General features: G+C 62.6%; 21 protein-coding genes and 1 riboswitch. Of the genes, 10 read left to right on the plus strand and 11 right to left on the minus strand.

Features of this window, described 5'->3' with window-relative positions; genetic code table 11:
• Positions 1–9: 9 nt before the first annotated feature.
• Positions 10–1,413, minus strand: a complete 1,404-nt coding sequence (gene ccoG / locus ACF8E5_RS18470; RefSeq protein WP_078478548.1) for a cytochrome c oxidase accessory protein CcoG — start codon at positions 1,411–1,413, stop codon at positions 10–12.
• A 120-nt stretch (positions 1,414–1,533) separates the two neighbouring features.
• Positions 1,534–1,773, minus strand: coding sequence for a DUF3203 family protein (locus ACF8E5_RS18475; RefSeq protein ID WP_058638310.1), 240 nt, complete (start codon positions 1,771–1,773; stop codon positions 1,534–1,536).
• Positions 1,774–2,052: 279 nt separating this feature from the next.
• Here ACF8E5_RS18475 and ACF8E5_RS18480 point away from each other — a divergent pair, with 279 nt between their 5' ends.
• Positions 2,053–2,559 (plus strand): MgtC/SapB family protein, encoded by a 507-nt coding sequence (locus ACF8E5_RS18480; protein WP_058638309.1) that lies wholly within the window; start codon positions 2,053–2,055, stop codon positions 2,557–2,559.
• Between the two features lie 534 nt (positions 2,560–3,093).
• Here ACF8E5_RS18480 and ACF8E5_RS18485 read toward each other — a convergent pair.
• On the minus strand, positions 3,094–3,993 hold the full coding sequence (locus ACF8E5_RS18485; RefSeq protein ID WP_058638308.1) for a hydroxymethylglutaryl-CoA lyase: 900 nt from the start codon (positions 3,991–3,993) through the stop codon (positions 3,094–3,096).
• A 19-nt stretch (positions 3,994–4,012) separates the two neighbouring features.
• Positions 4,013–4,411, minus strand: coding sequence for a MerR family DNA-binding transcriptional regulator (locus ACF8E5_RS18490; protein WP_028687491.1), 399 nt, complete (start codon positions 4,409–4,411; stop codon positions 4,013–4,015).
• Positions 4,412–4,636: 225 nt separating this feature from the next.
• Here ACF8E5_RS18490 and ggt point away from each other — a divergent pair, with 225 nt between their 5' ends.
• From ggt to sodC, 3 genes are all read left to right on the plus strand, one after another.
• Positions 4,637–6,427, plus strand: coding sequence for a gamma-glutamyltransferase (gene ggt, locus ACF8E5_RS18495; protein ID WP_392475642.1), 1,791 nt, complete (start codon positions 4,637–4,639; stop codon positions 6,425–6,427).
• A gap of 69 nt (positions 6,428–6,496) precedes the next feature.
• Positions 6,497–7,378: a LysR substrate-binding domain-containing protein gene (locus tag ACF8E5_RS18500; RefSeq protein WP_058638306.1), complete on the plus strand. Its 882-nt coding sequence runs from the start codon at positions 6,497–6,499 to the stop codon at positions 7,376–7,378.
• A 99-nt stretch (positions 7,379–7,477) separates the two neighbouring features.
• The gene (gene sodC, locus ACF8E5_RS18505) at positions 7,478–7,993 is read left to right on the plus strand and encodes a superoxide dismutase family protein (RefSeq protein WP_078478550.1); all 516 of its coding nucleotides are present in this window, start codon (positions 7,478–7,480) and stop codon (positions 7,991–7,993) included.
• A gap of 59 nt (positions 7,994–8,052) precedes the next feature.
• On the opposite strand, the gene ACF8E5_RS18510 is transcribed toward sodC, so the two are convergent.
• The 3 genes from ACF8E5_RS18510 to ACF8E5_RS18520 all read right to left on the minus strand — a co-directional run bounded on the left by ACF8E5_RS18510 (position 8,053) and on the right by ACF8E5_RS18520 (position 11,380).
• Positions 8,053–8,889 carry a bifunctional allantoicase/(S)-ureidoglycine aminohydrolase gene (locus tag ACF8E5_RS18510; RefSeq protein WP_058605425.1) on the minus strand — a complete coding sequence of 279 codons (837 nt, stop codon included), beginning with the start codon at positions 8,887–8,889 and terminating at the stop codon, positions 8,053–8,055.
• A gap of 106 nt (positions 8,890–8,995) precedes the next feature.
• A complete protein-coding gene (locus tag ACF8E5_RS18515) occupies positions 8,996–10,387 on the minus strand; it encodes an LLM class flavin-dependent oxidoreductase (RefSeq protein ID WP_392475643.1) in 1,392 nt (463 codons plus the stop codon).
• Positions 10,388–10,399: 12 nt separating this feature from the next.
• Positions 10,400–11,380, minus strand: a complete 981-nt coding sequence (locus tag ACF8E5_RS18520; RefSeq protein WP_197844059.1) for an aliphatic sulfonate ABC transporter substrate-binding protein — start codon at positions 11,378–11,380, stop codon at positions 10,400–10,402.
• 195 nt (positions 11,381–11,575) lie between these two features.
• Here ACF8E5_RS18520 and ACF8E5_RS18525 point away from each other — a divergent pair, with 195 nt between their 5' ends.
• Entirely contained in the window at positions 11,576–12,460 is an 885-nt protein-coding gene (locus tag ACF8E5_RS18525; RefSeq protein WP_392475644.1) for a hypothetical protein, read from the plus strand.
• Positions 12,461–12,482: 22 nt separating this feature from the next.
• On the opposite strand, the gene ACF8E5_RS18530 is transcribed toward ACF8E5_RS18525, so the two are convergent.
• Positions 12,483–13,490: a GlxA family transcriptional regulator gene (locus ACF8E5_RS18530; RefSeq protein WP_058638302.1), complete on the minus strand. Its 1,008-nt coding sequence runs from the start codon at positions 13,488–13,490 to the stop codon at positions 12,483–12,485.
• A gap of 220 nt (positions 13,491–13,710) precedes the next feature.
• Here ACF8E5_RS18530 and ACF8E5_RS18535 point away from each other — a divergent pair, with 220 nt between their 5' ends.
• The 3 genes from ACF8E5_RS18535 to ACF8E5_RS18545 all read left to right on the plus strand — a co-directional run bounded on the left by ACF8E5_RS18535 (position 13,711) and on the right by ACF8E5_RS18545 (position 15,478).
• Positions 13,711–13,923, plus strand: coding sequence for a PLDc N-terminal domain-containing protein (locus tag ACF8E5_RS18535; RefSeq protein WP_023535666.1), 213 nt, complete (start codon positions 13,711–13,713; stop codon positions 13,921–13,923).
• Positions 13,924–14,067: 144 nt separating this feature from the next.
• Positions 14,068–14,496, plus strand: a complete 429-nt coding sequence (locus tag ACF8E5_RS18540; RefSeq protein ID WP_058638301.1) for a RidA family protein — start codon at positions 14,068–14,070, stop codon at positions 14,494–14,496.
• An 88-nt stretch (positions 14,497–14,584) separates the two neighbouring features.
• Entirely contained in the window at positions 14,585–15,478 is an 894-nt protein-coding gene (locus ACF8E5_RS18545) for a DMT family transporter (RefSeq protein WP_196185483.1), read from the plus strand.
• A gap of 41 nt (positions 15,479–15,519) precedes the next feature.
• Here the strand turns inward: ACF8E5_RS18545 and ACF8E5_RS18550 are convergent, their stop codons facing one another.
• The 3 genes from ACF8E5_RS18550 to ACF8E5_RS18560 all read right to left on the minus strand — a co-directional run bounded on the left by ACF8E5_RS18550 (position 15,520) and on the right by ACF8E5_RS18560 (position 19,116).
• Positions 15,520–16,239, minus strand: coding sequence for a TorF family putative porin (locus ACF8E5_RS18550; protein WP_058638299.1), 720 nt, complete (start codon positions 16,237–16,239; stop codon positions 15,520–15,522).
• Between the two features lie 163 nt (positions 16,240–16,402).
• Positions 16,403–17,443 (minus strand): branched-chain amino acid aminotransferase, encoded by a 1,041-nt coding sequence (locus ACF8E5_RS18555; protein ID WP_392475645.1) that lies wholly within the window; start codon positions 17,441–17,443, stop codon positions 16,403–16,405.
• Positions 17,444–17,517: 74 nt separating this feature from the next.
• Entirely contained in the window at positions 17,518–19,116 is a 1,599-nt protein-coding gene (locus ACF8E5_RS18560; RefSeq protein ID WP_197844062.1) for an ATP-binding cassette domain-containing protein, read from the minus strand.
• Between the two features lie 291 nt (positions 19,117–19,407).
• Positions 19,408–19,621, plus strand: a riboswitch (cobalamin riboswitch).
• Positions 19,622–19,720: 99 nt separating this feature from the next.
• Between ACF8E5_RS18560 and cobW the strand changes: the two genes are divergently transcribed.
• Positions 19,721–20,788: a cobalamin biosynthesis protein CobW gene (gene cobW, locus ACF8E5_RS18565; RefSeq protein WP_197844063.1), complete on the plus strand. Its 1,068-nt coding sequence runs from the start codon at positions 19,721–19,723 to the stop codon at positions 20,786–20,788.
• 3 nt (positions 20,789–20,791) lie between these two features.
• Positions 20,792–24,553, plus strand: a complete 3,762-nt coding sequence (gene cobN / locus ACF8E5_RS18570) for a cobaltochelatase subunit CobN (protein ID WP_392475646.1) — start codon at positions 20,792–20,794, stop codon at positions 24,551–24,553.

A 24,553-nucleotide genomic window follows, 5' to 3' on the forward strand; every position in this document is an offset into this window, starting at 1 on the left:
GTGTAGGCGTCATCGGTTCATGGGCGCCACGAAGCGGCTGTGCGCCACGCTGCGCACCGACGCGTCGTCGCGTTCGCTGATTTCGAATGCAAGCGGCACCGAGCTGCTTTCGGGTCGGTCGGCCAGCATCGCCACCGACACCGGAATTTCGCTCATTTCGCCGGCCGATACGGTAAGCGCCGTCTGCCCCTGGAGGGTAAAGCCCTCGGCATCGAGCAACCGCAGCGCGTAGTGTTGAGTGTGCTCGGTCTTGTTGATCACCTTGAGCAGGTAGATGTTCTCGATCTGACCCAGTGCATTTTCGCGGAACAGACCACGGTCCTTGATCACATCCAGCGATACCATCGGCCGCAGGTACAACGCCACGCACAATGCACCGATCATCACCAGCAGTGCTGCGGCGTAACCGAGCAGGCGTGGTCGTAGCCAATGCGTAGTACCCCCTTGCAGGCTGTGTTCTGACTTGTACCCGATCAGCCCACGTCTGTAGCCCATCTTGTCCATCACACCGTCGCAGGCATCGATACAGGCGGCGCAGCCGATGCAGGCCATTTGCAAACCGTCGCGAATGTCGATGCCGGTAGGGCATACCTGAACGCACAACGTGCAGTCGATACAGTCACCCAGGCCCTGGGCGCGGGCGTCGCTGCCTTTCTTGCGCGCGCCACGTGCCTCGCCACGGCGCGGATCGTAAGCCACGGCCAGGGTGTCCTTGTCGAACATCACGCTCTGGAACCGGGCATAGGGGCACATGTGCAGGCAGACCGCTTCGCGCAGCAAGCCGGCATTGAAGTAGGTGGCGGCTGTGAAGAACAACACCCAGAACAGCGCAACGCCGCCCAGTTGAAGTGTGAGCAGTTCGGCTGCCAGCGGACGAATGGGTGTGAAGTAACCAACGAAGGTCACGCCGGTGACCAGGCCTATGGCCAGCCACAGCGAATGCTTGGTGAGGCGTCTGGCGGCCTTGTCGAGACTCCAGGGCGCTGCGGCCAGCTTGATGCGTTGGTTGCGGTCGCCTTCGGTGATTTTTTCGCACCACATGAATAACCAGGTCCAGGTGCTTTGCGGGCAGCTGTAACCGCACCAGACCCGCCCGGCGTAGACTGTGATGGCGAACAAGCCGAACGCACAGATGATCAGCAGCGCCGAGAGCAGAATGAAGTCCTGTGGCCAGAAGGTCGCGCCAAAGATGTGGAACTTGCTGTTGCCCAGGTCCCACAGTACCGCCTGACGACCGTTCCAGTTCAGCCAGGCAGTGCCGAAGAACAGGGCAAACAGGGCCCCGGCGAAACCGATGCGCAGCGTGCGGTACACCCCGCTGAAACTGCGCGTGTGGATGGCGGCGTCGCCGACACGGCGGGAAGGGTTGGCAGGGACAGTGGCAATCACTGAATAAGGCGTTCTGTCGGTCATGGCTCCGTGCTCATCTAGCCTGGATCAGGCATGTGCACTATGGCCGTCAGTCTGCTATCAGCACAGGCTCAGCCTTGGCGATAAAAACCATATCAGTTGAGGTGCAGGCCGTGCAGCCCCTTATATGATCGAGCCTGGCGCGGTGTTCTTAAGATGCCTGCGGCTATCGACCGCACCGGCCACCGTGAGCGCATCGGCCTCGATTTCGGTGATCGGCGTGTGCATTGCACCCAGTACCGCGACTGACATGCGCAGTCGCTCGTCGGTCACGATTTCGATGTCACAAGCGGCGCCTTCGAGACGCTGCTGGTCGTTGATGAGCGTGCAGCGTTGGGTTTGAGCATCGATTTCGACTGGCATGACACGTCTCCTGATGTGAATTCGAACGGTTGACCGCAGGGTATTGAGCATCGTTGCACCCCCTTGGCTCAACGGCACTTTGCAGAGGCTCTTGGGGTCCATGAAGGTGAACAGGGAATGCAGGGCCCGGTGGTGTGGGCAGCTGTGCAGCCCATCGCCGGCAACCAGGATCTCGCACAAGGGCCGTGGTGGATGTGTTGGCACTTGGGGCAAGCATGGCCCCACGACCTAGGCACCTGACGTTTGCCAAGCACTCAGCCTTTGGAGAGAACGTACAGGATGGAAACTATCTGGCACGCCATCCAGATCGAATTCGCGGATGTGACCGATGCGCACGAGGTCACACGCATTCTAATTCGCTTGTTGATGGCATCGCTGCTCGGCGCGGTTTTGGGGTTCGAACGCGAACACCGGGGCAAATCCGCCGGGGTGCGCACGCACATGCTGGTGTCGCTCGGTGCTGCCCTGTTCGTGTTGGCGCCCAGCATGGCAGGCGCCGACGAACAGGCCCTTAGCCGCGTGATCCAGGGCATCGTCGCCGGCATCGGTTTTCTCGGAGCAGGCACCATCTTGAAAGGCAACGGACGGGACACCAGCCACGTGAAAGGGTTGACCACCGCCGCTGGCCTTTGGATGACCGCTGCCATAGGCACTGCCGCTGGGATGGGCCGGGAAGCCACTGCATTGATAAGTACGGTGCTCGCGCTGCTGGTATTGGGCACGATGCCGCTGCTGGTGGAGAAGGCCGAGGGCAAGCACGAGGAAAAACAGAAGGAGGAGGGGTAAGCACTAAGGGGAGCCGAAGCTCCCCCCAAAGCGTTGCTGCTTGCTCTTTTTATTCTTGGGGCTGGCCTGTTGTTGTTTTTGTCAGCCTGCCCTGGTGGTGCAAGGCCCCCATGCGGGGCCAAGAGCAAACGTATTTTTTTGAGCGCTGACCGACCTTCATCACGCATGATCCGAGTTGGCCGCCGCTACCTTGAGGTAGTTTTATTGTTCTGTGCCAATTCGCGGGGCTTGCCCCAGGAATGCGGGTCGACTCCAAAAAAATCTGCTTGCTACGCCTCTGCCGTGTTGTTCTTGTTCTGTCAGAGCCGTTCTCTATTATTTTTATTGAGTGATGCTTTGTTGTTCTTGTTATGCAAGAGATATAGCAGGTCCCGTGCCAGTTTTGAAAAACCCTTGTAAATCAATGGCATGAAGAAATTCATGAGAGCATGACGTCGGGAAAACCTCACTGGATGTTTCCGGGATACCCGTATCTGGCTTCGTCGCCAAGCGAGCGGTAACACTTCACCCACATTGTTGTGACACCTTGATGACCTAGCGCGCCTGTCGCGCACGTGCAACGCGCGATCCATTGGCCCTTCCCAGCACCGTGCTGATGCGCTGCCCAGCCTCGATCAAGCGCTCCAGGTCGATACCGGTCTCGATGCCCAACCCATCAAGCAGGTAAACGACATCTTCGGTCGCGACGTTACCGGTCGCGCCCTTGGCATAGGGGCAGCCACCCAAACCCGCCACCGAGCTGTCGAAGGTGCTGATGCCTTCAAGAAGGCTCGCATATACGTTGGCCAGGGCTTGGCCATAAGTATCGTGGAAGTGCCCCGCCAATTGCGCGCGGGGAACATGGGCCGCTATCACCTCGAACAAGCGTCGAACGTCACCAGCAGTACCGGTACCGATGGTATCGCCCAGCGACACTTCGTAGCAGCCCATCTGGTGCAGGGCACGCGCCACCGGCAGTACCTGCTCTGCACGGACCGGGCCCTCGTACGGGCAGCCGAGCACACAGGATACGTACCCACGCACCCGCACACCCTGGGCTCGCGCGGCCTCGATGATGGGTTCGAAACGACTCAGGCTTTGCGAGATGGAACAGTTGATATTGCGCTGCGAGAATGCCTCGGACGCGGCGGCGAATACCGCCACCTCCTTGACGCCCGCCGCCGCGGCATCTTCGAAGCCGCGCAGATTGGGCGCCAGCGCTGCGTAGGTGACGCCCGGACGCTGGTCGATACTGGCGAACACCTCGGCCGAACCGGCCATTTGCGGCACCCACTTGGGTGAAACGAAACTGCCCACTTCGATGTAGGCAAGGCCAGCCGCTGTGAGGTCGTCCACCAGCCGCACCTTGTCGGCGACACTGATGGGCTGGGCTTCGTTCTGCAGCCCGTCGCGAGGGCCAACTTCTACCAGACGAACTTTTTCAGGCAAGGACATGATGAGGTTCCTGTAACGGTCAACCGTGGTCTTTATTGGCAAGCGTGCACGCCAGGGCCTGTTCACAGCGCTCCTGGGCAGTGTCCAGCTCAAGCTGCATCTGGTGGATGTCGAGCATTTGCTGTTCCAGTTGGGCGCGCCGCTCGGCGATCTTGGCGAGCATGCTGTTCAGTTGCTTGAGGTTGCCGCCCGAAGGGTCGTACAGCTCGATCAACTCACGGCACTCTGCCAGCGAGAAGCCGATGCGCTTGCCACGCAGGATAAGTTTGAGGCTGACCTTGTCCCGCGCCGAATAGATGCGCTCAAGGCCGCGTCGCTCGGGGCGCAGCAGCCCTTGCTCTTCGTAAAAACGAATGGCGCGCGTGGTGATGTCCAGCTCACGGGACAGGTCGGAAATACTGTAGGTCTGGGTACTCATACCAGGGCTCTGGGCAGGATATGCCGCCATCCTGAAGCGTGCTTTACGTATACGTCAAGGTGGGCGACTGGAATCGAACCGCGCCACAACCGCGTGACCGTTGGTGGTCCCGTGCGTCGCAGTCGCGTTATCCTCGCCCAGCCTGAACGCTCAACAAAAGCGTCAGTGCACTTTTCGATTCGACAGCCTCGCATCTGTGCTAGGCCCAACGCAGGAAGCGGCTGCATGAACCCTCTCTTTCTATCCGTCAGCGCGCTGTGCCTGAGCCTGTCCTGTAACCTGGCCCAGGCCAGGCAAGCGCTGCCCGTAGCACCCGAACTTGGCTCCGGTTATCGCGCAGGCTTGCAGCCGGTGGCAGCCAAGCATCACATGGCCGCTGCCGCCAATCCGCTGGCCAGTCAGGCTGGACAACGCATCCTGCGCGCCGGGGGCAGTGCGCTGGATGCGGCAATTGCGATGCAACTGGTGCTGACACTCGTCGAGCCTCAGTCGAGTGGAATCGGCGGCGGCGCATTCATCCTCCACTGGGACGGGAAAAGGACCCAGGCATTCGATGGCCGGGAAACGGCGCCGTCGCAGGTGACCGAACGCCTGTTCCTCGACGACAAGGGGGCACCCATGCCATTTAGGTCAGCACAGATTGGCGGACGGGCCGTGGGGGTGCCGGGTGTATTGCGGGCCCTGGAATTGGCGCACAAGCAGCACGGCGTGCTGCCCTGGCAAGCGTTGTTTCAACCCGCCATCGAACTGGCCCGCACCGGGTTCCCAGTCTCTGCAAGGCTGCATGCGCTGCTGGAAGCCGACCCCTTCGTGGCTCGCTCGCCCAGTATGGCCGGCTATTTCCTGGACACGACGGGGCGCCCGCTTGCAGTAGGCACACGGCTGCGTAATCCCGAACTTGCCGACACGCTTGAGCAGATCGCGCAACACGGCGCGCAGGCGTTTTACAACGGCGAGGTTGCGCAGGCCATGGTGACAGCCGTCCAAAACCACACCAACCCAGGTTATCTGTCCGCCGATGACCTGAAGCAGTACCGGGCCAGCGAGCGTGAACCTGTCTGCGGACCCTACAAAGCTTGGCAGATTTGTGGCATGCCCCCTCCTTCATCCGGGGGCGTGGCGGTACTGCAGACCTTGGGAATACTGGAGGCATTGCAACGCAGGTCGGCCAGGGACGATCTGGCGCACCTGGCACCCGTCCCCTCGGCCACTGCTGCCACCCTGGAGGCGCCAGCACGCGCCGTGCACCTGGTCGCCGAGGCCGAGCGACTGGCTTATGCCGATCGCGCCCAGTACCTGGCCGACAGTGACTATGTACCCGTTCCGCTCAAGGGCCTGCTCGACCCGGCCTACCTGGCACAGCGTGCCAGTCAGGTGGGTGAGCGCAGCATGAACAAGGCCATCCCTGGCCATCCGAGCGGTGCGCTGTTGACCCTTGCGCCTGACCGATCGCCACCGCGGATAGCCACCTCCCACCTAAGCGCCATTGATGATCGCGGCAATGCCGTGGCCATGACCACCTCGGTGGAGGGCGCATTCGGCTCGCACCTGATGGTCAAAGGGTTCTTGCTCAATAACCAGCTGACCGATTTTTCGTTCGTGCCCCAGGAGCAGGGCAGGCCAGTGGCCAATCGCGTTCAACCGGGCAAGCGGCCCCTGTCAGCCATGGCGCCTACGCTGGTGTTCTCCCGGGACCATGGGGAATTGGTAGCCAGCCTTGGCTCACCCGGCGGCTCGCAGATCATCGGTTACGTCAACAAGGCGCTCATCGCGTTGCTGGACTGGCGGCTGGACCCCCAGCAAGCCGCCGGGCTGCCCAATTTTGGCAGCCGCAACGGTGCAACCGAGGTGGAATCAGGGCTGACCAGCGCTGCACTGATTCGCAAGCTCAAGGCGTGGGGCCACACCGTGACGCCGATGGATATGACCAGCGGCCTGCAAGTCATTCAGCGGGACGGGACAGGCTGGTTGGGCGGGGCGGACCCACGCCGTGAAGGTGTAGCACTGGGAGATTGAAGCCAGCGTTGCGAGCTGCCCAGGTGCGTGCTAGAAAACGGTCCTCCCATTCATTTGTCGAATACTCGCATGTCTCATAACGTTAAATCGAATAGGGCCTTGTTCGACCTGGACCTTCTGCGTGCGATCGTCGTGGTGGCCGACTGCGGCAGTTTCACCACGGCTGCCGCGCGCTTGCATTCGACCCAGTCCACCATCAGCCAGAAAGTCCGGCGCCTGGAAGACATGGTAGGGCACCGTCTACTGGTACGTGGCAACCGCGACGTGCTCCCGACCGACGCCGGGCAGACGCTGCTCGGGTACGCCCGGCATATGCTGGCCCTGAATGACCAGATGCTCGAAGCCTTGGCCGGTGCCATGGTCGGCTTCACGGTGCGTCTGGGTGTACCCGAGGACTTTGTGGGTGGATCGACCACCCATGCTTTGTCGGCCTTCAGTCGGCTCAATCCGCAGGTAAAGCTGGAGGTCACCAGCGGGCTGTGCCGGGACCTGAGCCAGGCCTACGACAATGGCGAGCTGGACCTGGTATTGCTCAAACAACGGCGCAACAGCCGCGAAGGGGTCGCCTGTTGGCCCGAGCGGCTGCAATGGATCGACAGCGCTCGCCTGCCTGCCTTTGAACTGGACCCTGTGCCATTGGTGACCTTCCCGCCGCGGGGCTTGTACCGCGAGGACATGATCACTGCCATCGAGCGCAGTGGCAGGCGCTGGCGCATCAGTTTCACCAGTTCGAGCTTGAGCGGCATCCAGGCCGCTGTCGCCGATGGCATGGGCATCAGCCTGCTACCGCCGCGCGCGGCCACTGCAGAGCATCGCGTACTGGGCGCCGAGCAGGGGCTGGGCGAAATCGACAGCTATGAGATCGTCATCGTGCACCGTCCAACCGCCGATCCGACGGTCAAGGCCCTGGCAGAGGTGCTCAAGCAACTGTTGGCCGGTGGCAGTCTTTAAGTGTTTCAGGCTGTGGCACAAGGGAATGACTGCGCGATGATGCAGTCCCATGCACAACGCGGGTATGACGTCCGCCTTCACCACGCCATGGAGAACCTTATGAAAGCAGTTGTAATCGCTGCGCTGCTGGCCACTACCGGCCTGGCCCAAGCCGCCCAGACCGTCGAGCTCAAGCTGGCAGGCCCCGATGGCCCAGGCAAGTCGATCGGCACCATCAGCATCGAGCAGAACAAGTACGGAACGCTGCTTACCCCGGACCTCAAGGACCTGCCGCCCGGTGTGCACGGCTTCCACCTGCACCAGAATCCGTCCTGCGCTCCTGCGCAGGATGCGGGCAAAGCCGTGCCAGCAGGCGGGGCGGGGGGGCACTGGGACCCGCAATCGACCAACGCGCATAAAGGCCCTTACGATGACAGCGGCCACCGCGGCGACCTGCCGGCGCTGTATGTAGGTGCCGATGGCAAGGCGACGTATCCGGTACTGGCACCGCGCCTGAAGGCTGAAGACTTCAAAGGCCACGCACTGATGGTGCACGCAGGCGGCGATAACCACAGCGATCACCCCGAGAAGTTGGGTGGCGGTGGCGCTCGCATGGCGTGTGGGGTGGTTGAGTAACAGCGATTTGGCGCACCCTGGCGGGTGCGCCTTGGAGACCGGCGAGCAGTCTTCTGTGCTCAGCGCTTGGGGTTGAGCGTCAAGTGCACGTGACGGTTCACGTCTTTGTACAGCAGGTAACTGAAGTTGCCAGGGCCGCCGGCATAGCAGGCCTGTGGGCAGAAGGCCCGCAGCCACATGAAATCACCGGCCTCGACTTCGACCCAGTCCTGATTCAGGCGGTAGACCGCCTTGCCTTCCAGCACATAGAGCCCGTGCTCCATGACATGGGTTTCAGCAAACGGTATGACCCCACCTGGCTGGAAAGTGACGATATTGACGTGCATGTCATGGCGCATGTCAGCCATGTCGACGAAGCGGGTGGTTTTCCAGCGGCCTTCGGTGCCTGGCATTTCGATCACGGTAGCGTTGTCGCGGTGGGTCACGAACGAAGACGGTACGTCCAGCCCTTCGACCTTCTGGTAGTGCTTGCGCAGCCAGTGGAAGGTGACATTGGCCTGGCTGTTGTTGCGCAGGCTCCATTCGGCGCCAGGCGCGAGAAACGCATAACCCCCTGGCACCAGTGTGTGGTGCTGACCCTCGACGGTAATGTCCAGCTCGCCTTCGACGATAAACAGCACGGCTTCGGCGTTGGGGTCCAGTTCAGGCCGTTCGCTCCCGCCTTCGGGCGCCACCTCGACGATGTACTGGGAGAACGTTTCGGCGAACCCTGTCAGCGGCCGGGCGATGACCCACATGCGCATCTTGTCCCAGAAGGGCAAGTGACTGGTGACGATGTCACGCATCACGCCCTTGGGAATGACCGCGTAGGCTTCGGTGAACATGGCACGGTCGGTCAGCAGCTCGGTTTGAGCCGGGTGGCCGCCGTGGGGCGCGAAATAGGCGTGGTTCGACATGAATGCTCTCGACTTGTTGTTCTATCCCCATGCCGTGGGCCGCACCGGCCGGTGCGGTGCAGGGGACGTGGGCACAGGATAGGGTGGCGCGCCGAACATCTACAAATTAAATGTTGGAATACCCAGTATTTGGTTGCTGAATGCTCACGCGGCTGCCGACATGGTGCGCCGTTAGCCGGTTTCCTTTGCCGAACAACTTGTGGCGCAAGGTGCCATCGACGTACCCGCGGGGATAGCGGCCACGGCGCTGCAGTTCGGGAACCAGCAACTCCACGACATGGGCCAGGTCGTCAGGTTGGACGGCATACGTGAGGTTGAACCCATCGATACCGGTTTGATCGACCCACGCCTCCAACTGGTCGGCGACTTCACTTGGCGTACCGATCAGGACGGGGCCGCGTCCTCCTAGCCCGATGAATTGCGCCGCCTCGCGCACGGTCCATTGACGGCTAGGGTCCGCCGCCGTGAAGGCTGCCAAGGCTGCACGGCCCGCATCGTTTTCCACGTACTGGATTGGCGCGTCAGGGTCCAGGCCATCCAGGTCGATTCCGGTCCAACCTGACAGCAGTGTCAGGGCTGCTTCGATGTCGACGAAACTGCGGTATTGGTCAAAGCGTGCCTGAGCCTGCTCGTGAGTGGGCGCGACGATCAGCAACGCCTGGGCATAGATCAGCACCTCGTCACGTGCGCGTCCCGCCGCTTCGCTGGCCTGACGCACGCCATCGGCGTAGCGCCGCAGAACCGTGGGTGTCGGCCCGCTGATGAACACGCATTCGGCATGCTTGGCGGCGAACTGCTGACCGCGCGCCGACGCGCCTGCCTGAAACAGCACGGGTGTGCGTTGCGGCGATGGCTGGCAGAGGTGCATGCCGGGTACCTGGAAGTGCGCGCCGGCGTGGCCGATGGGGTGCACACGGGTTGGCTCGACGTAGCGGCCCGTTTCACGGTCCAGCACCAGGGCATCGTCGTCCCAGCTCTTTTCCCAGAGTTTGTAGAGCACCTGCAGATACTCCTCGGCCAAGTCATAGCGCAGGTCATGCCCCAGTTGTCGGTCGAGCCCCAGGTTACGCGCGGCACTGTCCAGGTAGCCGGTGACGATATTCCAGCCCACGCGCCCGTCACTGAGGTGGTCGAGTGTGGACATGCGCCGTGCAAAGGGATAGGGGTGCTCGTAAGTCAGCGAGAAGGTGACCCCGAAGCCCAGGTGCTCGGTCACAGCGGCCATGGCGGGGACCAACAGCATCGGATCGTTCACCGGCACCTGGACGCCGCCGCGCAAGGCCGGGTGCGGGCTGCCTTGATAGACGTCATAGATGCCCATGACATCGGCAATGAACAGTGCGTCGAACAAACCGCGTTCGAGTCGCCTGGCCAGGTCGGTCCAGTAAACCAGGCGGTTGAAATCGGTGCTGGTGTTGCGCGGGTGGCGCCACAAGCCAGGCGATTGATGGCTGGCAGCGTTCATGCTGAAGGCGTTGAAGCGTATAGGGCGGGGCATGTTGAGCTGGCCTCAAGGCAGCACGGAAGCAGGGTAAACCGCTTCGGCTACGTTCAGTTTGCGGGGGATCAGGCCAAGCCCTTGGAAGGTGTCGGCCAGCTTCTGTTGTTCGGCAACGATCTCTGGGGTCACTGGCACAGCGTTGTAGTTGCGTCGTTGACTTGCTACTTCCAGAACATCGGCGTTGATGCCAAGCTGCGGCGCCAGCAAGGCGGCGACGTCGCCGGGTTTGTCATTGGCCCACTGGCTGGCTTTGGCCAGTTCGCTGAAGAATATTCTGAGCAACGCCTTATGGCTGTCCGCGAAGCGGGCGGTGGACAGGTAGAAGGTGCGGTTGTTGGTCAAGCCAGTCCCGTCACGCAGGTTTTTCAGCCCTGGCTGCCGCTCGGCTGCAGCCAGGAATGGGTCCCACAGTGTGGCGGCCTGAACGCTGCCTGACTGCAGCGCGGCTATCGCGTCGGCTGCGTTATTGACGTAGGCCGGGGTGATGTCCTGGTAATTCAGGCCTGCCTGTTGCAAGGCGACGGCCAGCAAGTACTGGGCATTCCATCCCCGGCCAGTGGCCACGCGCTTGCCCTTCAGATCCTGCACATCGTTCAGAGGGTCCTGCTGGCGCACCACCAGGCCGATCCCACGCGGATAAGGCTGTTCAGCGGCCAGGTAGACCACGGGTTTGCCGGCCGCCTGGGCGAACACCGAAGGCGCATCGGCCGCGTGTCCCACGTCGATGGCACCGGTACTCAGTGCCTCGAGCAACTGTGGGCCGGCGGCAAACTCATGCCAGCTGACCCTCACCCCTTGCGGGGCAAGGGCTTTTTCCAGTGCGCCGCTGCCTTTGAGGATGTTGAGGCTGTTGAATTTCTGGTATCCGATGCGCAGGGTGCTGTTTTCTTGCGCCTGCGCCGGTGCGGCTATCAGCAGGGCCCCGGCAAGCGAGGCCAGTAGTGCTCCCAGTGCTCGCCGGCGTAGTGATGAAAAGAGAGAGTGGGGCATGGCGCGATCCTTGATATGCGATGAGTGGGAGCACCAGAACATAAGCACCTGACCGCGCTGCTTCAAATTCTTTATTACTAATTATTAGACTTTTTAGTTATTTTTATATCCTTTTGTTTTGTAATCAGGTGTCTGCTTCCGACATTTTTTTCACATCCCCTTGCTAGCATTCCTTGCAGAATCAAGGAGTTCTCCATGCCCACCTTTCTGCGTAAACCCATCACCCGCATCGTGCTCACCGCTACCACCGGCCTTGTAATGGCAACGCTCGGATTTTTCGCCTGGCAAAGCTTCTACCCCGTGCAGGCCGCTTCGGGTTGGCAGGTGGAGGTCGCGCACCGCAACGTGGACAAGGCTGCGTCGCTGCTTCCCCAGGCCGACGGCAGTCTGCTGGTAAGCCAGGAGCTGGACGATGGTCGGGGCAGTATTCTCAAGATTGCACCCGACGGTGAGCGCGAAGTGCTCGTGGACCAGCTGTCCAAGCCCGACGGCATGGTGGCGGCCAGAGGTGGCTGGGTCTTCAGCCAGGAAGGTGGCCTGGCGCCGGTGAGTCTGGCTGTCGATGGCCAGGTCACACCGCTTTTCGACGGTATTGCGGTGCAGGGCCTTTGGAACGAGGGCAACCACCTTTATGCCATCGAAGACCGCAAGGGTGATGGCCGCTTGCTGCGCTATGACTGGAGCAGCGGCCAGGTGGACGTGCTGCGTTCGGGCCTGACCGAAGCTGAAGGGTTGACCCGATGCGGGGATGGCCGGCTGCTGTACACCGAGAAAGCCGACGGGCAGATACGGGCGTTGTCCAAGGATGGCAAGGACCCTGTGGTGTTCGATAGCCTCAAGAACCCCACATTCCTGTTTTGTGACCAGCGTGGTCTTTGGATCAGTGAAGACAACACGCACCGGGCACGGCTGCTGCGCATAAAGCCCGATGGGACTCGCCAGACCGTGCTGTCGTTTCTCAAGGCGCCGCAGTCCATCGTGGCCGATGGCAGCGGCGGTTACTGGCTTGCAGAAGGCGGGCGGGATCGCGTGCTGCACTTGACCCCTCCTTCGAAGCAGCCCGCTGCTGCGTCAGACTGACGCCACAAAAGCGCGAGCAGGTTCAATCCCCCAAGCGCTGCTCGCGCGATGGGGGATAACCGAAATAGGCGGCGTAGCATTTACTGAAGTGCGACACCGAGACGAAGCCGCACGCCAGCGCCACCTCCATCACCGAGAGATCGGAGTACTGCAGCAGGCGGCGACTTTTGGTGATGCGAAGTTCCATGTAGTAGCGCCGTGGAGAGGTGCCGAGCTGCGCCTGGAACAGGCGGTCTATCTGGCGGCGAGAGCGGCCGCTGTAAGCCGCCAACTGGTCCAGGCTGAGGGTTTCCTCAAGGTTGTTTTCCATCAGCTCGACGATGGTGCGCAGGTGCAGACTCATCGACTTCTTGGCCCCGGGGCCCACTTGCCGATAGCGAGCGCCCGAGAAGGACAGAATCTCCTCGACGCCCTCTGCCAGACCGTCACCGTACAGCCGTCGTACCAGTCCCAGCATCAATTCCATCGCCCCGTTCGGGCTGGCGGCGCTCAGTCGGTCCCGGTCGAGGGTGAAGCTTGCGGGCGTGATACGCGTCTGCGGGCTGCGTTCAGCGAGGCTGGCACGTTGTTCGGGATGAACGCTGCAGCCGTAGTCATCCAGCGCTCCGGCGCGGCCAAGAAACCATGCGCCATTCCACAGGCCGCCCAAGGCCATGCCGTGAGATGCGCAGTCCTGGAGCAAGCGGTCGAGCTCAGGGTATTTGAGCGGCGTACGCAAACCGCCGCAGACCACGAGCAAGTCCAAGTGCTTGAGGGCGGTTGCCGAAAGCTCGGTCGTGATCAACTCTAGCCCCAGGTCACTGAGCACACGGTCACCGGCAAGCGACAAGGGCGTGAATTGGAAGCTGTCCGCGCGCAGAAGATTAGCCGTGACCAGCACGTCCATGGCCACGGTGAAGCTGGCCATGGAGAAGTGTTCGAGCAAAACGAAGTCGACCCGATAGGGCGCCTCTACGCTGGCACTGCTGGTCTTTAATCGCAGCATGTTGCTGGTGCTGCTCTTTTTGCTGAACTGACGGGGTGTGGACACGCTGGACTCCGCTTCCTGGCTTCGCACCAAAGTGTGGCCGGTGCCCCTACGAAAGACAATCGGCAGGGTGGCTGGCGCCAATGTGCAGGTCGTGTTCAGGCATGCGCTGGGCGTCGGCCTGGGGCAGGCGGGTTCGATAGACGCTGGCGCCGTTCAAATCGAACGGAACCCTGGGCGTCTTCGGTGAATCAATAGGGTAAGTGCCAATGGGAGGAAGCTCATGGAAATCGGAACGATTTGGTTCGTCGTGGCAATCATCTTGATTTTGCTGGAGATCTGGGCGATCTGGCACATCATGGGCAGCGATCGGCGCGCCGAGCGCAAGATGCTGTGGATTGTGTTCGTCGTGTGGGCACCGTTCCCTGGCCTGCCGATCTGGGCGTGGCGCGGGCCGCGTGCAGTCAAGGGCAAGGCAGTACTGGAAGAGAAGTGATTGCGCGCCAGGCGCCGGGGGCGTCTGGCAGCCTCGCGGGTGTAGCCGCATAAATCATGTCCTGGGGCCGCTTCCGGCCCTTGACCTCAGGTTTGCTTGAGGTTGGATACTCGGCGCTCATTCCATGAACCGAGCGTCCAAACCATGCACACCACCGCTTTTGAACTGAGCAATCCTCAATCTCTGTATGACCCCAGTGGCAACGGATACTCCCATGTGGCCGACGTGCGCTCAGGGAGCAGGCTGCTTTTCATCGCGGGTCAGGGTGGGGAGCAGGCCAGTGGGGCTCTATCCCCTGTTTTCGCCGATCAGGCGCGCCAGGCCCTTGCCAACCTGGAGCTGGCCTTGTCCAGCAAAGGGGCGGGCCTTGAGCATGTCTGCAAGCTCACCCTACTGATCGTCGACCATAGCCAGGCGCGGCTCCAGCAATGGGTGGAAGCTGTGGACCACGCGTGGGGCCAGGCCCTCAAGCCTACCTGTACGCTCATACCGGTCCCACGCCTGGCCCTGGACGGGATGCTCATCGAGGTGGATGCCGTGGCGGCGCTGCCTGTCTCCTCCCAAGGTAGGTAGCGCCATCGACTGGCTGTGTAGTAAATCTCTGCTCAGGTTTGCGCCTTCCTGCGCGATAAGCACAGCGGTTCTCAGAGGTGACCACACCATGAGCACGACCTCATCTCCGATCGAACGGCCGTTGCTGAGCGCCTGGTTCTGGCCGGCCATGTTCAGCTTGATGGCCTTCGCTGCCAACTCGGTTTTTTGCCGGCTGGCGCTCAAGGATGGCGCCGTCGACGCTATCAGCTTCACCGCGCTGCGCCTGGGCAGCGGCGCCTTGTGCCTGTGGTGGCTGGTACGGCTGCGCAGTCCCTGCTCAGGCGCTGCCGGCAGTTGGCGAGGTGGCTTGGCGTTATTTTGCTACGCCTTTCTGTTCTCCGTCGCCTACCTTGATTTGAATGCAGGGGTAGGGGCATTGCTCTTGTTTGGCGCTGTGCAGCTGACCATGTTCGGCATGGCGTTGCTGCGTGGGGAACGGATCAGCCTGCGCACGTTGTCAGGCATGCTGATGGCTTTTTCAGGCCTGATCGTGTTGCTGCTGCCTGGCAGCCACGCACCTACACTGACGAGCGCCTTGCTGATGGTAGTCGCGGGTATAGCGTGGGGGATCTACACCTTGCTGGGGCAGGGATCACCTCGGCCGCTGGCCGACACGGCGGGCAACTTCATTCGCAGCGTGCCCTTCCTAGCAGTGTGTGCGCCGCTGATGGTTCTCGGTGCCGAGCTGCGGTTCTCGATGGCCGGCGTGTTCTTTGCAGTGTGCTCTGGGATTCTGGCATCGGCGGCAGGTTACGCCGTCTGGTACAGCGTGGTGCGGCGCATCAGCGCGCAACAAGCCGCCACGTTGCAACTGAGCGTGCCGGTGATCGCCGCGTTGGGTGGAATGCTCGTGATCGGCGAGACATTGTCGCTACGTGCCATGGCTGCCTGCGCGATTGTCCTGGGCGGGGTGGCCATCGCTGTCACTGCCCCCCGTCCACGGGCGCCGACACAGGCTTGAGGTGGCAGTGGCCGGCAAAGGCTGAGCGTGAGCAGGCTTGCCTAGAAGAAACTGCGCTGGGCCTTGAGGGTTACCACGCTCTCGCAATAGGTGTTGATCCCCGAATAAGCATCGCAGCCGCCACCGGTCAGGTTCGAGTCGCTGTAGATCAGGTTCAGGTCCAGGCCTAACCAGGGGCGCGACAGCTGCATGGACCAGTCGGAGAAACCGTTGACCTGGCTGCCGTCGCCGATCGTGAATGGGGTGCCGAGCCGATGATGGGCCAGCTTGACCGTCAGGTCGGCGTTGAGCAGGGGGACCTGCCCGAAATCGGCATACAGGGTGCCGATCCGGTTGCTTGGGTTGTCTCGCAAGGCCCCGCCGAATCGGCTGCCCATTATGGAAATACCCCCATACAGTGCATGGCTCTCTGCACCTGCGATGTTGGGTTGGCTGTAGTGGATCACGCCGATCTCGTAACCCAGGGTACTGTCGAAGTGATGCTTGTAGCCGACGTAGTTGTCGACCCGCAGGGTGGACCCTGGCGCCACGCCCATGCTGGGTGTGTATTGCCCCACGTACCAACCACTGGTGTGACTGAAATCCAGGCCGCCGTGAAAGGCGCCGGTAGCGGCTGGGGAAATAAGCCCCTGGGCCATGCTGCGAGTAGGCGTCGTACTGAGGGTGAAGTCAAAGTCGCCCACTTCACGTTTGATCTGCTGGGCCAGGAGCGTGGGGCTCAACAGCAGGGCTGCGCTCAGCACTAGAAGGGGCCTGATCATGGTCGGCTTCCTGAAGGACTTGCAGTAGAGCCTTGAAGGATACCGGGCCTGGCGCGCGGAGGAAACCTTGTTGCCTGCTCGGGCACGCAATGGCCTGTTTCGACGTGCAAAAAAAGGCGCGCCCCCTGAGGAGCGCGCCTTCGAGATCATGCAGTGTGAGTGATCAGGCCACTTTGACGATCCAGCCTGCCGGAGCCTCGATGTCGCCGCTCTGAATGCCGGTCAATTCGTTGTAGAGCTTCTGGGTAACGGGGCCGACCTTCTCCAGGTCATGGAAAACATGCAGCTTGCCGTTGTACTCGATGCCGCCGATGGGAGTGATCACCGCCGCAGTGCCGCAGGCACCTGCCTCGACGAAGCGATCCAGCTGGCTGATTTCCACATCCCCTTCGATAACGGTCAGGCCCAGGCGAGACTGCGCCAGCTCCATCAGGGACAGGCGGGTAATACCCGGCAGCACCGAAGCCGACTTGGGCGTTACGAACTCGTTATTGGCCGTGATGCCGAAGAAGTTGGCCGAACCTACTTCCTCGATCTTGGAATGGGTCAACGGGTCCAGATAGATGGCATCGGCGAAGTTGGCCTTTTTCGCCTCATAGCCTGGTTGCAGGCTGGCGGCATAGTTACCACCCACCTTGGCAGCGCCGGTCCCTTGCGGAGCCGCGCGGTCGAAGCTGGAGATCTGGAAGTTGTGAGGCTTCATGCCGCCTTTGAAGTACGAGCCTACCGGGATGGCGAAGACGGAAAAGATGAACTCCGGCGCAGTGCGCACGCCAATGTTGTCACCCGTGCCGATGACGAATGGGCGCAAGTACAGGGCGCCGTTGCCGTGGGGGGGCACGAAGCGCTCGTTGGCCTTGACGACCTGCTTGCAGGCTTCGATGAACACGTCGGTGGGCACGTGGGGCATGAGCAGGCGCGCACAGCTGCGCTGCATGCGGGCGGCATTCTGGTCAGGGCGGAACAGGTTGATCGAGCCATCCTTGCAACGGTAGGCCTTCAGACCTTCGAAGCACTGCTGGCCGTAATGCAGGGCCGTGGAGCCTTCGCTGATATGCAGCACGTTGTCTTCGGTCAGGGTGCCTTCATCCCACGCGCCATCGCGCCAGACAGACAGATAGCGTTTATCGGTCTTGATGTAGTCGAAGCCGAGCTTGTCCCAGTTAATGCTTTCGTTGCTCATGACACCCTCGTTGTCTTGCAAGTGCCCACGTTCGGGCTGCTGTTATATGCGCACACGCCACCTTAATACATCTTCGCCGGATCGGAAATGTCCTATCACCACTTGATGCTCGGCCCTTCAAGGCGTAAGGCGCAGTCGAGCCTCAGCGCATCGAGCAGCACCTGGTCATGGGAAGCGATCATCAGCGCACCGGTGAACTGCTCCAGCATCTTTTGCAGGGCCTTGAGCGATGGCAGGTCGAGGTGGTTGCCAGGTTCGTCCAGTAGCAGCAGTTCCACCGGTCGCCTGCGGTACAGGATCCCCGCCAGGGCCGCCTTCATGCGCTCGCCTCCACTGAGCAGTCTGCTGGGCAGCGCGACACGTGCAGCGTCCAGGCCCAGCTGAGCCAGCAGCATGCGTACATGGCTCTGATCCAGTGCCGGGTTGGCCTGTTGTACGTGTTCCAGCGCGCTTATGTCGGCCGACAACACGCTGCAGTGCTGGTCGAGCAGCGCCGTTTGGTCTGTGACCTTGAGGTGGCCTGCAGGCGCTGGCAACTGGCCGGCGATCATTTTCAGCAGTGTGCTCTTGCCGCTGCCATTGACGCCCGTCAGGGCACAACGTTGGCCCTGGCGCAGGCTGAGGTCGATGGGTACTTGTGTGCCATGCGGCAGGCGCAAGGCTTGCAGCAGTACCACCTGCCGCTGGACATTGGGCTCAAGCGTTGGCGTGTGCACGGTAATTTCGCAGGCTCTTTCGACCGCTTGCGCAGCGTCCCGCACCCTGTCGATCAGCTGTTGCCCGGCCGCCCGATGGCGTCGGCGCTGCTTGCCAAGCGTCGCCTGGCCGCCTTGCTGCTGGTGATCGAGCAGGATCTTGGCTTGGTTCACGCCCTTGGCCTTGCGCCCCGCCCGGGCCTGGGCTTTGTCCAGTGCCTGGCGTTGCTGTAGCTGGGCTCTGGCTTGCTGCTGCTGGGAGCGCTTGAGGTGTGCCAACTGCTGCACAGCTTGCGTGGTCTCGCAGCGCTTTCGTGCCTGATAGTGGCTGAAGTTGCCGCCATAGGCTTTCAGGCCCAGGCTTGACAGTTCGAGGATACAGTCCATGTGCTCGAGTAGAGAACGGTCATGGCTTATCACGAGCAAGCCGCGGTTCCAGGTTTGCATCATCGCCAGCCACTGCGTGCGACCGTGGTCGTCCAGGTGGTTGGTAGGTTCATCGAGTATGAGAAAGTCGGCCTCGCTCAACCAGGCGCCAATCAGCGCCACGCCCATGGCCTGCCCGCCGCTCAGGGTATGGACAGGGCGTTGCAGGTCCAGGTGGCCCAGGCCATGGCGGTGCAGCTGGGCGCGCAGGCGCTCGGGCGCATCCCAGCGCTCGCCGACGGTGTCGAAGTCAGCCGCCTCCACGCTGCCGAGTGCGATCCGTTCGAGCGCTGCGATCAAGGGCCCCATCTGGGCCAGATCGGCCACGGTCTTGCTGGTGTCGATCACCTGTTGATCGACAAGATGGACACGGCCCAAGCGCTGGCACGTGCCGCTGCTGGGTGAACGCCGGCCAGCGAGCAGTTGGCCAAGCAGGCTCTTGCCCACGCCGTTGCGGCCTACCAGGCCGGTCCGGGTAGTGTCGAAGGTCTGGGTGAGATCGGTGAACAGTGGCCTGCCATCTGGCAAGACCAGGGTGACGCTGTCCAGCGTCAGGATAGACGTAGTCGTCATGTGCAACTCCACAAATGCCGCGACATTTCCGGTGGCGACCGGAAAGTGAAGACTGGCCGTCTAGCAGACGGCGGCATCAATGGCGCATTGGACGAATACCTCATGAAGGGGAAGTGGGAAGGGTAGAGGAGGATGGTCAGCGCGTAAAGCGGGCAGGCGATGAAGAGAAAGGGTAACTGCCTTGCACTTTATTCGTGGGTGGCGAGGGCGAGGGCGGGACGAAGGTCGCCGTCTGGCAGCAGTGCGGCTCCCCACAGCCTCGACAACGGTTGACCACCCGACAGCCACTGCGTAGCCTTGGCCGTTCGAGGTTCTCCGGCCAGGCCGGAGCTAAGACGGGAACGCGGTTCAAGCCGCGGCTGCCCCCGCAACTGTAGGCACCATCGATGGGTCGACACTGCCACTGCGCCAAGCGCGGGAAGGCGTCTTCCCCCAAGCCCGGTCCTGATGACCGTGCCTGGCGCAGGTGCAAGCCAGGAGACCTGCCTCGCAACGTTTTCGACTTTAAACCGGGCGGGGTGATCCGGTGGCGAACATGCCTGGCCTGTCTGGTCGGCGGCGCTCGTCCTGCATGCCCGCGCCATTCTGCCAAGGGCACTGCAACATGAAAACACTGGCCAAGCTCCCCGTTACCATCGTCACCGGCTTCCTGGGCTCGGGCAAGACTACCCTGTTGCGCCACATGCTCGACAACGCACAGGGTCGGCGCATCGCCGTGATCGTCAACGAATTCGGCGAGCTGGGCATTGATGGCGACATCCTCAAGCAGTGCAGCATCGGCTGCACCGAGGAAGAGGCCAATGGCCGGGTGTACGAACTGGCCAACGGTTGCCTGTGCTGCACCGTCCAGGAAGAGTTCTTCCCGGTGATGCGCGAACTGGTGGCGCGCCGCGGCGACCTGGACCATATCCTGATCGAAACCAGCGGCCTGGCGTTGCCCAAGCCGTTGGTACAAGCCTTCCAATGGCCTGAGATCCGTACCGCCTGCACCGTCGATGCGGTGATCACCGTGGTCGACAGCCCCGCCGTTGCCGCAGGCACTTTCGCCGCCTACCCGGACCAGGTCGACGCCCAGCGCAAGCTGGACCCGAACCTGGACCACGAGTCTCCCCTGCACGAATTGTTCGCTGACCAACTGGCCAGCGCCGACCTGGTCGTGTTGAACAAAGCCGACCTGATTGATGCCGATGGCCTGGCCAAGGTGCGTGCCGAGGTCGCCGAAGAACTGCCAGCGGCTGTCAAAGTCATCGAAGCCAGCAGTGGCAAGTTGCCGCTGGAGGTGTTGCTGGGCCTGGGCGCCGAGTCCGAGCAGCACATCGACGCCCGCCCGACCCACCACGATGCCCATCACGACGGCGATGACCATGACGACCATGACCATGAGGCCTTCGATTCCATCTCCATCGACCTCCCCGAATCCGATGAGCGGGTGCTGATCGAGGCGCTCAACCAACTGGTGGTCGACTACGGCATCCTGCGCGTCAAAGGCTTCGCCGCTATTGCCGGCAAGCCGATGCGCTTGCTCATCCAGGGGGTAGGCACGCGCTTTGACAAGCACTTCGACCGCGCCTGGCGCGCCGAAGAGCCGCGCGTCACGCGCCTGGTGCTGATCGGTCAGGACCTTGACCCCGCCCAGCTCGAAGCGCGTCTGCGCCACGCTCTGGGCGCCTGACCCATGCACCTGCTGCGGACCCAGCCCGGCGGCTTCGTGCCCGACGACAGCATTGCCGACCTCGGCCAGACGCCTGCCGAACTGGTCATCCTCTGCAGCGGGGATTCGCACCTGGCCTTGCTCGCCGACAGCGCCGAGCAGTTGCCCGGCGACTATCCCAGCCTGCGCCTGGCCAACCCCATGCAGGTGCAGAACCACGCTTCGGTCGACCTTTATGTCGATCAGGTCTTGCAGCACGCCAAGGTCATCCTGGTGTCGCTGCACGGCGGCGTGGGGTACTGGCGCTACGGTGTGGAACAGTTGGTTACGCTCGCCGAGCGCGGCGTGCACGTGATCCTGGTGCCCGGCGACGACCGTCCCGACCCGGAACTGACCGGGCTTGGGTCCGTGCAGGGCGCGCAAGCCGAGCAGTTGTGGCACTACCTGCGCCAGGGTGGCAAGGCCAACGCACTCAACCTGTTCTACTACCTAGCCAGTCAGTGGCTGGACCGTGACTATTCCTGGGCCGAGCCGCGGGCGTTGCCTCGCACGACGGTTTACCACCCTCAGGTGGGCAGTGGGACGCTGGAGGACTGGTACCCGCACTGGCATGCCGATCATCCGGTGGCGCCGATACTGTTCTATCGCTCGCACCTGCAAGCAGCGAACACGGCTTTCATCGATGTGTTCTGCCAGCGCCTGCAGGCAGCAGGTTTGAACCCGTTGCCGATTGCGGTGGCCAGCCTGAAGGAAAGCGCCTGCCTGGAACAGGTCGAAGCATGGCTCGACATGGTCGGCGCCGAGGTTGTGCTCAACACCACGGGTTTCGCCCTGTCCAGCCCGGAGCGTCCTAACCTGCGCCCCCTAAGACGAGACATACCCGTGTTGCAGGCCATTTGCGCGCAGGACAACCAACCGGGTTGGGAGGCCAGCGAGCAGGGCCTCGGCGCACGTGACCTGGCCATGCACATCGTGCTACCGGAACTGGACGGCCGCATCATCACCCGGCCGGTCAGCTTCAAGGACATGGCCTGGCACAGCGAACGCAGCCAATCGGATGTGGTGTGCTACCGCGCCCACCCCGAGCGCATGGATTTTGTGGCCGAGCTGGCACGGCGCTGGGTGACCCTGGCGCGCCAGCCCAATGCGCACAAGCGCGTGGCGTTGATCCTGGCAAACTACCCCACGCGCGATGGGCGCATCGGCAATGGCGTGGGCCTGGACACGCCGGCTGCGGCGCTCAATATCTTGCGTGCGCTGCGCACTGAAGGCTATCCGGTCAGCGAGCTGCCCGAGAGCGGTACCCAGTTGATCCATCAATTGCTGGGCGGTGTGACCAACGACCTCGACCAGATCGACCAGCGGCCCTGTGCCCAGAGCATGAGCCTGGTCGATTACCAGGCGGCATTCGACCGCCTGCCGGACGCCAACCGCCAGGCGGTACTGGAGCGCTGGGGGCTACCGGAGCAGGACCCGATGTTCCGCCAGGGCCGTTTGATGGTGGCAGGGGTGCGCATGGGGATGACCTTCGTCGGCATCCAGCCTGCTCGCGGCTATCAGGTAGACCCCAGCGCCGTTTATCACGATCCGGACCTGGTGCCACCCCATGGCTACCTGGCGTTCTATTTCTGGCTGAGGCATGTGTATGCGGCCGACGCTGTCATCCATGTCGGCAAGCACGGCAACCTGGAATGGCTCCCGGGCAAGGGGGTAGGGCTGTCCGATACGTGCTGGCCGGATGCGCTGCTCGGGCCGCTGCCCAACATCTATCCGTTCATCGTCAACGACCCAGGTGAGGGCGCGCAGGCCAAGCGACGCACGCAAGCCGTGATCATCGATCACCTGATGCCGCCGCTGACCCGCGCCGAGACCTATGGCCCGCTGCGCCACCTGGAGCAATTGGCCGACGAATTCTACGAAGCACAACTGCTCGACCCGCGCCGCGCCCGTGAGTTGCAACGCGACATCCTCGAACTGGTCAGGACCCACCACATCGACCGGGAATTGCAACTCGAAGGGCAGCTTGACGATGCAACCGTCTGGTTGCCACGCCTTGACACCTACCTGTGCGACCTCAAGGAATCGCAGATCCGCGATGGCCTGCATGTATTCGGCCAGTCGCCCGAGGGACGGTTGCGCCTGGACACGCTGCTGGCACTGCTGCGGGTCGAGCGGGGCGATGGGCGTGGCGGCAATGCGAGTGTGTTGCGCGCGCTGGCCAAGGCACTGGTCCCTGGCTTCGATCCGCTGGACTGTGACCTGGGGCAACCCTGGCAAGGCCCACGGCCCACGCTACTGCTGAACATCAGCGACCAGGCCTGGCGTACGGCTGGCGATACCCGCGAGCGCCTCGAACTGCTGGCATTGCAGGTTATCGAGGGTGCGCTCGACGGCACGTTGCCAGCGCTGGAGGCGGAACTTGGCCAGCCCGTTCAGGCCGTTGTCGATCACCTGCGCGATACCGTGGCGCCGAGCCTGGACGCCTGTGGCGCCGCCGAGATGAACGGGCTGCTTGCAGCGCTCGCTGGGCGCTTCGTGCCTGCAGGGCCTAGTGGCGCGCCCAGCCGTGGTCGGCTTGACGTACTGCCCACAGGCCGCAATTTCTACACCGTCGATGTGCGCAACTTGCCGACCACCACAGCGTGGCGGCTAGGCTTCGCGTCGGCCAACCTGATACTCGAGCGTCATTTGCAAGACCATGGCGACCACTTGCGCCAGCTCGGGCTGTCGGTGTGGGGGACCGCGACCATGCGCACCGGTGGTGACGACATTGCCCAGGCCATGGCACTGATGGGTGTGCGGCCCGTTTGGGCCACCGGCAGCCAGCGGGTCGACGATTTCGAGATACTGCCCCTGAGCCTGCTGGACCGCCCGCGGGTGGACGTGACGCTGCGGGTGTCGGGTTTCTTCCGGGACGCCTTTGGCAGCCTCATCCGCCTGTTCGATGCTGCCGTTCAGGCCGTGGCCGGTCTTGATGAACCCGATGATCTGAACCCGTTGGCTGCGCGCGTGCGCAGCGAGCGTACGACTTTGCAGCAGCAGGGTGTAGACGCTGAGCAGGCGGCTCGCCAGGCCGGTTGGCGTGTCTTTGGCGCCAAGCCAGGTGCCTACGGGGCTGGCGTTCAGAATGCGATCGATGGGCGCCTGTGGCAAACCCGTGAAGACCTGGCCGAGGTCTACCTGAACCATGGCAGCTACGCCTATGGCGGGCAGGACGAGGGCACGCCGGCCAGGGCACAGTTCGTCGAGCGCCTGAGCAAGGTGCAGGCGGTGCTGCAAAACCAGGACAATCACGAACATGACGTGCTCGACTCCAACGACTACTACCAGTTCCAGGGCGGCATGCTGGCGGCCACTGAAACGCTGGCAGGCGCGTCCGTGGCCAGCTACCACGGTGATCACAGCCAGGTGGACCGACCGCGCATCCGCACGTTGAAGGAAGAGCTCAACCGCGTGATCCGCGCGCGTGCGCTGAACCCCAAGTGGATCGACGGCGTCAAACGCCACGGCTACAAAGGGGCGTTCGAGATGGCGGCGACGGTCGACAACCTGTTCGCCTTCGACGCCACGACGCACCTGATCGACGATCATCATTACCAGTCGCTGGCCGATGCCTATGTGCTGGACCCGGCGACCCGCGAATTCATGCGCGAGCACAACCCGCAGGCGCTGCGCGACCTCACCGAACGGCTGATCGAGGCGCAGCAACGCGGCCTCTGGCAGTCCCCCGGCGAGTACCGCGATGCCTTGGAAGAACAGCTGCTCGATGGCGAGGAACAGGCTTGA

This window comes from Pseudomonas sp. WSY_20 (assembly GCF_043104335.1).
GTDB lineage: Bacteria > Pseudomonadota > Gammaproteobacteria > Pseudomonadales > Pseudomonadaceae > Aquipseudomonas > Aquipseudomonas parafulva_B.